This window comes from Metabacillus sp. 22489 (assembly GCF_052044855.1).
GTDB lineage: Bacteria > Bacillota > Bacilli > Bacillales > Bacillaceae > Metabacillus > Metabacillus niabensis.
This window is the reverse complement of sequence record NZ_JBQENT010000018.1, coordinates 12,477-24,500: the sequence shown is the minus strand read 5'-3', so window position 1 is coordinate 24,500 and position 12,024 is coordinate 12,477. Positions and strand designations below refer to the sequence as shown.

Annotated in this window: 9 protein-coding genes; 8 read left to right on the top strand and 1 reads right to left on the bottom strand. The window is 34.3% G+C overall.

Annotated features, from left to right (window positions below):
* The first annotated feature begins 10 nt into the window (after positions 1-10).
* From ACTJJ9_RS12275 to ACTJJ9_RS12265, 3 genes are all read left to right on the top strand, one after another.
* Entirely contained in the window at positions 11-835 is an 825-nt protein-coding gene (locus ACTJJ9_RS12275) for an ABC transporter permease (protein WP_145580656.1), read from the top strand.
* A 148-nt stretch (positions 836-983) separates the two neighbouring features.
* Positions 984-1,520, top strand: a complete 537-nt coding sequence (gene ssuE, locus ACTJJ9_RS12270; protein ID WP_095298399.1) for an NADPH-dependent FMN reductase — start codon at positions 984-986, stop codon at positions 1,518-1,520.
* Between the two features lie 230 nt (positions 1,521-1,750).
* Complete coding sequence (locus tag ACTJJ9_RS12265; protein ID WP_145580655.1) at positions 1,751-2,227, top strand: DinB family protein; 477 nt, start codon at positions 1,751-1,753, stop codon at positions 2,225-2,227.
* A gap of 75 nt (positions 2,228-2,302) precedes the next feature.
* On the opposite strand, the gene ACTJJ9_RS12260 is transcribed toward ACTJJ9_RS12265, so the two are convergent.
* Positions 2,303-3,142 (bottom strand): AraC family transcriptional regulator, encoded by an 840-nt coding sequence (locus ACTJJ9_RS12260; protein WP_145580654.1) that lies wholly within the window; start codon positions 3,140-3,142, stop codon positions 2,303-2,305.
* 137 nt (positions 3,143-3,279) lie between these two features.
* Between ACTJJ9_RS12260 and ACTJJ9_RS12255 the strand changes: the two genes are divergently transcribed.
* From ACTJJ9_RS12255 to ACTJJ9_RS12235, 5 genes are all read left to right on the top strand, one after another.
* Complete coding sequence (locus ACTJJ9_RS12255; RefSeq protein ID WP_145580653.1) at positions 3,280-5,322, top strand: beta-galactosidase; 2,043 nt, start codon at positions 3,280-3,282, stop codon at positions 5,320-5,322.
* Between the two features lie 317 nt (positions 5,323-5,639).
* Positions 5,640-6,473: a sulfite exporter TauE/SafE family protein gene (locus ACTJJ9_RS12250; RefSeq protein ID WP_145580652.1), complete on the top strand. Its 834-nt coding sequence runs from the start codon at positions 5,640-5,642 to the stop codon at positions 6,471-6,473.
* Between the two features lie 503 nt (positions 6,474-6,976).
* Complete coding sequence (locus tag ACTJJ9_RS12245; protein WP_145580651.1) at positions 6,977-7,861, top strand: LysR family transcriptional regulator; 885 nt, start codon at positions 6,977-6,979, stop codon at positions 7,859-7,861.
* Positions 7,862-8,519: 658 nt separating this feature from the next.
* Positions 8,520-10,220 carry a methyl-accepting chemotaxis protein gene (locus tag ACTJJ9_RS12240; RefSeq protein ID WP_095298406.1) on the top strand — a complete coding sequence of 567 codons (1,701 nt, stop codon included), beginning with the start codon at positions 8,520-8,522 and terminating at the stop codon, positions 10,218-10,220.
* 70 nt (positions 10,221-10,290) lie between these two features.
* Positions 10,291-12,024, top strand: coding sequence for a cache domain-containing sensor histidine kinase (locus tag ACTJJ9_RS12235; RefSeq protein ID WP_145580650.1), 1,734 nt, complete (start codon positions 10,291-10,293; stop codon positions 12,022-12,024).

The window sequence follows — 12,024 nt, the reverse complement described above, 5'->3', positions numbered from 1 at the left end:
CTAAAGGCAAATGGCTAATACAGAAGAAATTATTCGTTTACCAAAAAGAGTACAGCTGTTAACAGATTATCCTAAGAAAATTCTTGTACTATTTACAAATTTATTTACGAAATCGTTCTCGATTTTATTATTGTTTGTGTTATGGGAAATCATTCCGAGACTTGGACTTGTGGAGGTAGCCTTTTTTCCACCGTTATCGACGGTGATAATAGGATGGTGGGAGCTAGTAACGTCTGGTCAACTATCACAGCACATCATCGCGAGTCTGATTCGCTCAATTATTGGCTTTACTATTGCGACAATTATTGCGATTCCATTAGGGTTACTCATCGGATGGTTTAAACGTTTTTCAGATTTAGCAAATCCTGTTCTTGAAGCATTCAGAAATACAGCTGCATTAGCGATCTTACCTGTTTTTATCCTATTGCTAGGAATAGGTGAGGCATCTAAAATTGCTGTTGTTATCTATGCATGTGCCTTTCCAATTCTACTAAGCACAATTAGTGCTGTACGAAATGTTGACCCTTTATTTATTAAATCTGCAAAATCAATGGCTTTAAGTCCTATTAAACTCTTTCGAAAAGTTATTTTACCTGCTGCTGTTCCAACTATCTTTGTAGGTATAAGATTAGCAGCATCGTCATCCATATTAGTTTTAGTAGCGGCAGAAATGATAGGGGCAAAAGCAGGTCTAGGTTATCTAATTATTAGCTCACAGCAAAATTTTCAAATAGCATATATGTATTCTGGAATATTAACAATATCTGCTTTAGGAATGTTTGTTAATTTCTTACTTCTTAAATTGGAAAAGAGATTTTCAAGGTGGAAGGTTTAGTCACTATTGAACAATTTAAATTGAAAACTGTTAGATAGCAATGAGCTATTATTCTATTAAATTTGAAAAACCGAATCATGAACTGGGAAGGCATAACCTGTCTTTTCTAGAGTTACGTCTAAAATATAAAAAATGAGGAGAGAGAAAAATGGCGGATATTTCTATTATTGTAGGGGCACCAAATGATAAGTCTAGGCTTTATGGGATTTTAGAATATGCACTAACAATTCTTAAGAGACAAAATATTACGTATGAGATTATTAACATTCATACATTACCTGCAGAAGATCTAATTAAAGCAAAATTTGACAGTGCAGAAATAAACAGAGCAAATCGAATTGTAGAACAGTCAGTTGGGGTAATGATTTTAACACCGGTGTATAAAGCATCTTACTCAGGGATATTAAAATCGTACCTTGATTTATTGCCACAAAAGATATTTAAAAATAAGGTAATACTTCCACTTGTTATTGGAGGCTCCTTTGGACATCTTTTAGCGATAGAATATGCATTAAATCCAGTGCTTTCTGCTTTAGGAGCAACGAATATTCTGAATGGGGTTTATACGGTTGATAAGCAAATTGAAAGAGTCGATGATTCCTTTTCCATTCATGAGGAGGCACAACAAAGATTAAAGAACGGTCTAGATGCTCTAACAAATAGACTATTGGTTGGGAAAGTATGAGATTTTAAGTCCCTATACAGGTGATGAATGAATAAAGCTTCAATTCCTTGATATGAAAGGGGAGTGGGGCTTTTTTTATTTTCGGTATATCGCTAATTGATTTGTTTGCTTTCTTTATCAGAAATAGAAAAAGTAAATAATCACTATTTAATAGTCATAAAAATTGCAAATGAAAACCTGAGATGATTATAATGAAAATTGATAATGGGAACTAATAAAGGAGTGATTCAATGTACAGAACAGTTAATGATTTTTTATTTGATTGGTCTAACTCAGCGAGCGGCACAATTAGTGTTTTAGAGGCTTTAACTGATGAAAAATTAAATCAAGCAATCGTGGAAGGGCATAATACACTCGGCTGGTTAGGCTGGCATTTAGTGACAAGTGTTTCGTTTTTTGCCGGACAAATAGGTTTGAATGTTACCGTTCCAGGTGATGTGAAAACTGTACCTAACAAGGCAAGTGAGATTCTTGATGCGTATAAAAAGGTATCTGAAGAATTGAAAAAGGCTGTTGAAGAGGGATTAACAGATGAAAGCATCGTTGAAAAGGTTGAGGCTTTTGGACAATTAACACCTCGCGGCATGATGCTCAGTAAATGCATCGAACATCAAACACACCATCGCGGGCAAATGACAGTACTTCTACGTCAAGCCGGACTAAAAGTACCTAGTATTATGGGACCAACAAAAGAAGAGCAAATGTAAGTACATATGTAACGTTAACGCTAGAATCAGTATCACACTGTTTCTAGCGTTTTTTGCTTATAAAAGATCCGTGTATTAAATAACACCGTTGAGATGACGATACTTCTCAGGAGGAATTCCGACCATTTTTCTAAAAGTAGCGACAAAATGGCTTGTAGAACGGAAACCAACTTGCTCTGCGATTTCTCCAATCGTTGTATCATTGTTTTCTAGGAGAAGCTTTTTGGATTGCTGGATTCGTAAATTCACAAAATAGGCATAAGGAGTTACATGGAAGTTTTTTTGAAATAATGAATTCAAATGCCGTTTTGATGTGTTGATAAATAGCGCCATTTCATCTAGGCCAACGTCTGGATTCGAAAGCTGGGATTTCATCCAGTCTATAAGTGAATATAAAGTATTTAAGTTATTCGTTTCGTTTAAACTACTCTTATAGGTTTTACCGTATTTTTTTAATAGGAGGAGAAATTCATATACATGGGAAGAAGCACGAATGCTAAAGCTATCTGTTGTCTCGTCACTTTGCTTTAATATGCCCATAATGAATGTTGAAATCGGTGCCTCTTGTTCCCAATGGAAAAAGGTAGATTGATAGAGTTCAAGTGTAATTAAAATCTCTTTTACCATCATCCCACCAAATGTGATATAGAGTGTTTCCCATGGTGTGGAATCACTTTGTTCATTTCTATAAGAATGTTGCATATGAGGTAAAAGGAGGAAACCGTTATTTGCAGTAAGGTTTATTTGTTGATTTTGAAATAGGATAGAGCCTTGTCCGCTGACCGTTTGAATCCAATGGTAATATGGATAACCATTTGGCCGTGTAATCGTCTCCTGTACAGGATTGAAACCGATCGTTTCAATAAAAAGTGGCAGTTTATTTTCGTTTAAGGGAATGAGAACATGCTTTTTCATCGGTATCTATCCTTCCGAAATTCATTGTATAAAGAGTTCCTTTTTCTTATATCGCTTTCCATTATATTATATATATTCCGATTTTGTAATCGTATACAATGTAATTATAATGATATAAAGGAAAAAGGTGATGGGATATGATTAACGAAAAACTTCCAAAGATTTGGTATGGTGGGGATTATAATCCAGAGCAGTGGGAAAAAGAGGACTGGGATGAAGATGTTCGAATGTTCAAGCTTGCTGGGATCGATGTTGCGACATTAAATGTGTTTTCTTGGGCATTAAATCAGCCTAATGAAGAGACGTATGACTTTTCATGGCTTGATGAACAAATTGACAGGTTATATCAAAATGGAATATATACCTGTTTGGCAACGAGTACAGGTGCTCACCCTGCTTGGATGGCTAAAAAATATCCAGATGTTCTAAGAGTTGATTATGAAGGAAGAAAAAGAAAATTTGGCGGCAGACATAATTCATGTCCAAACAGTCCAACTTATCGAAAGTATGCTGAAAAGATAGCAGACAGATTAGGCGAAAGGTATAAAGATCATCCAGCAGTTTTAATTTGGCATGTATCTAATGAATACGGTGGCTACTGTTATTGTGACAACTGTGCTGAAGGCTTTAGAAAATGGTTGCAGGATAAATACGGAAGCTTAGAAAACTTAAATAAAGCATGGAATACACGATTTTGGGGCCATACGTTTTACGAGTGGGATGAAATTGTCCCTCCTAATGCTATAAGTGAAGAGTGGAATGGGGACTCGACAAATTTTCAAGGAATATCTTTAGACTATCGAATTTTTCAATCTGATAGCTTACTAGAGTGCTATAAACTAGAGAGGGATGCCTTAAAAAAACATAATCCGAATATCCCAGTTACGACTAATTTAATGGGAACGTATAAAGAGCTTGATTATTTTAAATGGGGCAAAGAAATGGATGTTGTTTCATGGGATAATTATCCTGCATATGACACACCAGAGAGCTTTACAGCGATGAGGCATGATTTAATGCGGGGCTTAAAAAGCGGCCAGCCGTTTATGCTTATGGAGCAGACACCAAGCCAGCAAAATTGGCAGCCATATAACTCTTTAAAGCGTCCGGGTGTAATGCGCTTATGGAGTTATCAAGCAGTAGCTAGAGGTGCGGATACCGTCATGTTTTTCCAATTAAGACGATCAGTTGGTGCTTGTGAAAAATACCATGGAGCCGTTATAGAGCATGTTGGCCATGAGAATACAAGAGTTTTCCGCGAGACAGCCACACTAGGGAAGGAGCTTGCACAGCTTTCCGATGCATTGCTCGACTCACGTGTACAAGCGAAAGTAGCCATCGTGTTTGATTGGGAAAATCGCTGGGCAACGGAATTATCAAGCGGACCATCAAAGGCATTGGATTATGTAAATGAAGTTCATAAATATTATGCAGCCCTTTATGAGGAAAATATAGCTGTTGACATGATCGGTGTTGAGGAGGATTTAAGCAAGTATGAAATCGTCTTTGCACCTGTATTATATATGGTGAAAACAGGATATGCCGATAAGGTGAAAGAGTTTGTGAAAAATGGAGGAACGTTTGTAACGACGTTCTTTAGTGGCATTGTGAATGAACATGACCTTGTTACTCTTGGCGGTTATCCAGGAGAATTACGAGATCTTCTCGGTATTTGGGTAGAAGAAATCGATGCACTGCCACCTGAAGTAACAAATCAAATTGTTATGAAAAAGGAAACTGGCAGTCTATCAGGTAGCTATGAGTGTAGCTTATTGTTTGATATCATCCATTCAGAAGGTGCCCAAGTTCTTGCTGAATACGGATCAGATTTCTATGCAGGTACACCTGTCATTACATGTAACACATTTGAAAAAGGAAAGGCATATTACGTAGGCACATGCCCAGACCCGTCATTTTTGTCGGACTTCGTCAAAACAGTGTGTGAGGAAAAGGAAATCAAACCTTTGCTTGATGCACCAAAAGGGGTAGAGGTCACAGAAAGAACGAAAGACGGTCACTCATACTTATTTGTTCTCAACCACAATGCAACAAAAGTTGAAGTAGAGATTAGTGAAGGAAAAGATTTATTAACAGGTGAGGAATTAAATGGGAAGACATCATTAGATGGATATGGAGTTATGATTGTAAAGCGACAAAAAAGAAGCGAGTGTAAATTATAGATTGTTTTTAGTGAAAGATTATCTTTTGAATGGCAGAGGAATTTTGTTTTTTAAACTAATACTCAAAAATGCAGAAATAAAAGGGGTTTCTCAATATGAGGAATCCTTTTAATTTTTAGTTTCTTTCAGTAAAATAACTTATTTTCTAACCTCGAAAAATATATTACCAAGGCTTGAATTTATCCTCTTATATCGATTTTGTATAATTCTGATTGCATTAGTGGGTATAACAGTTTCTTATAGCCTATAAAATTATTCAAATATACAATTCTCCATTCCTTTGATAGCCTTAAAGCATAAGGGAAAGGAGAATGATGATGGAACTTACTACAGGTTTATTACTGCTAGCAGTCGGTATAATAGCAGGGAGCTATGGAACAATTGTTGGAGCTGGAGGCGGCTTTATATTCGTACCAGCACTTCTACTATTGTTTCATATGGATCCTAAGGTAGCAGCTGGTTCCGGAATTGTTATCGTATTAATTAACTCCTTATCTGGTGTCATTGGTTATGCCAAACAAAAGCGCATCGATTATCATACAGGTTTAACACTAAGTATTGGCGCTCTTCCTGGTTCCTTATTAGGTGTATGGCTACTACAAATCTATTCATCAAGCTATTTCTACGTCATTTTTGCAACGATTTTAGTTGCATTAGGAATTTTCTTATTTGCGAATAATTCACCTTTAGCAATTTTAAAAAAGAAAAAGGTTCATTTAATGAATAAAGAAGGAAGTTATGATGAGGTTGCAGCAGCATCAGCTGTTTCAGTATCACTTACAGATAAGAAGGGTCACCTTCCAATAACATTTATTCTTCCAATCGGATTTCTAATGGGGGTTTTATCTAGCTATTTGGGAATCGGAGGCGGTTGGCTGCTTGTTCCCATTTTAATTTATGGATTTAAAGTACCAACACATGTAGCAACCGCAACATCTATTTTTTCTCTAACTCTTTACTCTTTGGTTGGAGTCATCTCCCAAATGTTTTATAACAGTATTGACTGGATGACTGTATTTTGGGGTGGTTTAGGAGTGATTATTGGTTCACAAATTGGTGTTCTTCTCTCGAAAAAAATTCCTGGAAAAGTAATACTCCAAATGCTATCTGTTTTATTAATTGTAATTGGTTTTCGGATGTATCTAAACTAGTGTTTTATGTTATCTTCTAACAGATATACACATAGGTCAACAAAGTTAAATTTAATATATGTGGAAAAGTGTTTTATAGCAAGCGTGTAAGGTAATTTTACAGAGGTAACCTACTATCTTCGCTATCGCTACTTCAAAAGTGTTGATTCAATATTTTATAAAGTCACTTGAATCGACCATCTCTCCAAACTATGTCTTTTCATGACTTTTCAGGATACTTATCATCCATGGGATGCTGCTGAGAAAAGCTACTTTTATTGTGTAAATATAAAGATTAATTAATGAAGATTTTGAGCTATAATTTAGATAATGGGGGTAAATATTTCTTTACCTCCTATTTAGTAATTTTTAAATTATGATTGTATTAATAAAAGTAATAATAGAAAGAAGATATGCTATTTTATCCAAAGTAGTTTGAATAATTAAGGAAATTATTGCTTTTTAAGGATTCCTTAAATCGAAGAAAACATAATGAAAATATAGAAAAAGGTGGTGAAGCAGAGATGAATATTGAAAGCTTAAAAATGTTTTGCCATGTTGTGGATGAAGGTAGTATTACGAAGGCGGCAAAGTTAGGATTTGTTTCTCAACCGGCGGTAACGAGACAAATTCATCAGCTTGAGGAATTATATGGTGCTCTCTTATTTGATCGAGTGGATGGAAAACTAAAGCTATCTGAGGCTGGGAAGGTACTCTATCCATATGCAAAGGAAATTATTGATTATACAGAAAGATCGTTTGCTGCTGTTCATGAGCTTACTGGTCGGGCTGAGACGGTTCTAAATGTTGGCACTAGCTTAACGATTGGTGAATATCTATTGCCAGATATACTGGGAAGCTTTAGCAAAATTTATCCGAATATTAAGTTCAGTATAACGGTTAGAAACACACCAACTATACTAACTAAATTAGAGCATAACGATGTTGATGTTGCGTTAGTTGAAGGTGCAGTTGGCAATAAAGAACTAATCACTGAAAAATTTGCAGACGATGAATTGGTCTTAATCGTTCCAGCTAATCATCGGTGGACAAAGAAAGAGAGCATAAGCATAATTGAACTACCAGAGGAGAAAATGCTGTGGCGTGAGACTGACTCAGGAACACGTCAGATCGTTGAAGATGCTTTAAGTAGATTAGAAATTCTTGAACAAATTAGAAATTCGATGGAATTAGGGAGTACACAGTCGATTAAAAGTGCGGTTGAAGCTGGGCTTGGAATAAGTATTCTCCCAAAGTTGACCGTACTTAGAGAGTTGAAATACGGGGTATTACGAGAGGTAAAGATTGAAGGATTACAGCTTGTAAGAGATTTATGGTTGGTGCAAAAGAATCATCGATTTCCTAAGACTGGTTTAAATTATTTTATAGAATATATTCGGGGTTTATAAAAAGTCAGTTGTTCTTATCTAAAAAAGATTTTATAATTACGGTCATTATTTGAAATAAATGGCTATAGAGAAAAAGCTCGATAGCAAAATTGCTATGAGCTTTTTATAATAACCTCCTTTGTGACCACAAGTTTTATAATAAAATTTCAGACAAATATTTTTTTAAGTAACTTTTTCCACCAATGAGTTTGAATAAAGTATTCAACTCCTCCGTTTAGTAAGCTTTAAACATTGTTTTTTAAAAGCTCCAACAACTTATAACTTGTGCATTCATTTAACCTAAAAGCTACTCCATTACAATAAAAATATCGCACTTTAAGGATATTTAGAAATACTTTAAGAGACTCTAGCATAGTTTGTTACAGGTAATTACAGCTTGAAATTAGTTAGTGGAGGAAAATAAATTAGAAAGTATGAGATATGGGGGCTATCACTGGCTATCACTATTTCATTATTTGACGTACCTTCTTTTTAATCCTGTTTAAGATTACAATTAAATAATTAGTAATTTCAACATGTTTGGCACACCCTTAAAGTGTTTTTAAATGTCGTGACTAATCTCTTGGAAAGATGTTATATTATTATTGCTATATTTTTAGAATATTATGAAATATCGGAACGCTTATTGAATCATTAATATAGGGGGGAGGATTATAATATGAAATTTAGTTTGCAGTTATCTGACTATTCATTAAGAACTAGGCTAATTCTAGTCATTCTTGCAATCCTTGTATGGCTTGCAGCTATTAACTGTGTCCAGATCTATCTTTTCTTAGGGTATGTTAAGCAATATAACGCAATGTTGGAAACGGTTACAATGACTAACTCAATAAATGGTGTGTTAAAGCAACAATTAAATGACGAAATTAGGGATATTGCTTATGGTAAAGTTCCATTTGAAAGTGGAAGTCAATATGATCATCTAAAAGATATGTACCGAAATTTAGAAAAAATTGAAATGAATGATAAAAGCGAATTATTTACAGAAGAAATTATTGCAGTTCGTGAAATATTAAATACCACTACTCAATATATTGATAGACTTGGTGAGCAAATTCAATCTGGGGTTTCTGCAGATAAACGAAATATTACATATGAATACATTACAATCCTATCAACCTTAATTGATGAGAAAGTTCAGCTACTTTTACAATCAACGCTTGTTATAATTGGACAATCCAAGAATGATATTTCATTAAATTTACAGAGAGACCTAACTATATATCTATGTTTATTTATCGTGGTCATTCTCGCCTCTTTGTTATTTGCCTGGTATATATCGGGGAATTTTGTTAAACCGATTCGGAAGTTGGGGCAAAAAACGAATGAAATTGCTGAAGGAAACTTAACGATTGGCGAAATATCGATCCCTTCCAAAAATGAAATTGGAGATTTATGTCGAGCATATAATCGGATGTTTCATAACTTAAAGGACATAATTATGAGTGTTAGAAAAACAAATGACCTTGTGGCGGTAACGTCAAAGGACATCCATCAAAGTATTCTTGAAAATAGGCTTGCTGGTGAAGAAGTAGCAGAAGCAACTCAAACCATTTCGATTAACCTTCATAAACAAGATGAACTCATTCATAAATCAGTAGCAACCGTACAAAACCTATTTCACAAATACAATGAAGTATTGATTAAATCAAACAAAATTAATTTACATTCTAGTGAAACGACAAAATTAACGGATGAAATCAATGATTCTATAGATAACTTTATAGAAAAGATTGAAATGATTTACCACAATATTCAGATACAAAACAACGATACGAGAAAGCTTCAAAAAAATTCTAGAGAGATTTATGACCATATAAAATTTATGAAGCTTATCTTATTTGAATTGAATATTGTATGTCAGTCATTAGGTAATGAGCTTCCGAAAAACTTCATCAACAATAAAGTTGAAGGTGCAATCAAACGTATTAAAGAACTATCAGAGGAATCTACAAAGCTTTCTCTAAATATTGAAAATGAAGTGATTCAATTACAGGATGTTTTTGTTACGATGCAATCTTGCCTTGAACAAAATTTAGAAAATATTCGTACTTCAAATATAAAATCAACTCAAATAAAGAGTCGTTACGAGAAGGTTCTTTCAATTAGAAATGAGCAACAAGAGGAAATTGAAAGTATTAAACAGGATATTCAAGTAGCTTTTGAGCAAATGGTTACTGTTCGCCAAACGATTGCGGAAATTGAACATAGTTCGCGAATTAGCAAAGAACAAGTTGTTGGAATTGCTGCCATGGGAGAAGAACAGCTAACGACCCTTGAAGAAGTTTCTGATGCATCATATAAACTTGTTGAGCGAATACAAGAAATGAAAAGTAACATAAAACAGTTTAAACTCTAATCATTTGAATTGTATGGGTCTTCCCTATTAAAAGCTTGCATTACTATTAAATAAGACTGGTAGGTAATGTATGAAATTGATAAGAAGAATAAATTCAAGTTTTCGTTTAAAGCTAATGGTGATGTTTATATTATTAACAGTTATACCGTTAATTGTAGTAGGAGTTGTTTCTTATATAAAATCATACAACATTGTTTCTGAAAATTCATATGCGTTGGCACAACAAAAAGTTGACCAATTAACTAGAGAATTTGATGTCATTATTCAGGATATCAAGCTATTCAATGAGATTGGTAAAAAGGAAAGCACTGTTCAATTTTTGATTGATTCCAAAAATACAGCTAATGAAGCAAAAGATATACTTACAATGATAAACTTTTATAAAGAAAACTATCAGTACAGTGATTCGATAATGAATATTAGAATTATCGATCTCGAAGGAAAAGCGATTAGTGAAGACCGTGGTGTATATCTATTAGATAAGGTATCGCTTAATCAATTAAAGAATTCTAATGACCTTGAAGACAATATGAACACAGTGATTCAGCCGATTTATAAAAATAGCACCCCCGCACTTTCGATGACAAGTGCTATTGTTTCAGATGATTCTAAAAAAGTTCTCGGATTCATAACTATCATAATAAAAGCTTCTACTTTCAAGAACATTCTTCATGAAACTGCTTCAAAAATTTCCGGAACGATTCATATTGAAGATCAGGATGGAAACACGTTATTTGTTTCACCAGAATTAGCAAGCGCCCCCCAAATAGAAAACAGAGACTTCATCGAAGAAAACCGTTATGGTTACCTTACTGAACGTTCAAAATTAATTGTTTTTCAAACTTCTGATATTACAGGTTGGAAGATTGTTCGAGTATCCCCTTTATCAGAAATTGTAAAGTCAACAGAAAACATTAAAAGTCTTATTATTATCACAGTGGGCTCTAGTATTATTTTTATCATTGGCCTTTATTATTTTATTACTTCAAGATTAATTCTGCCGCTTCGAGTTTTAAAGAAGAAGATGAAACAAGCTTCACTAGGAGATTTAAATGTGATGGTAACGAATCATAGGACAGATGAAATTGCTGACTTAGGTGAAAATTTTAATAGCATGATGATGAAAATCAATACCCTTGTAAAAAAAAGCGTGGATGAACAAAAACAATTAAAAATTGCTGAGCTACGTACCCTGCAGGCACAAATCAATCCACATTTTTTATATAACACACTTGAAACGATTATTTGGATGGCAGAAGCAAAAAAGGGAGAACAAGTAGTGGAGATCACAAAGGCCTTGTCCCATTTTTTCAGAATCTCCTTAAGCAAAGGAAAAGATTGTATCCTATTAGAAGATGAAATAGAACATATTCGGAATTATCTATTGATACAGAAAATACGATACCAAGACATTTTAGACGTAACATTTCATCTAAATGAAGACATTTTAAAATATGAAATTATAAAATTATCACTTCAACCACTTGTTGAAAATGCCATTTATCACGGTATAAAAAATAAGCGTGGCAAGGGCTTCGTCCGAATTAAAGGTGATTTTAACCCAGAAGGACATATTTGTATTGATGTCATCGATAATGGGATTGGGATTAAAGAAGATGAACTAATGAAAATAAAAAAGCAAATGTCTCAAGGCGTTCCATTTGAAAAAGACCGTGGAGGGTTTGGTATGGTGAATGTTCATCAACGGCTTGTTCTATTTTATGGTGAACCATTTGGACTAAAAATTAATAGTTGGTATGGTTCAGGAACACGTGTAAGGATCATAATTCCAGCAAAGAGGTGA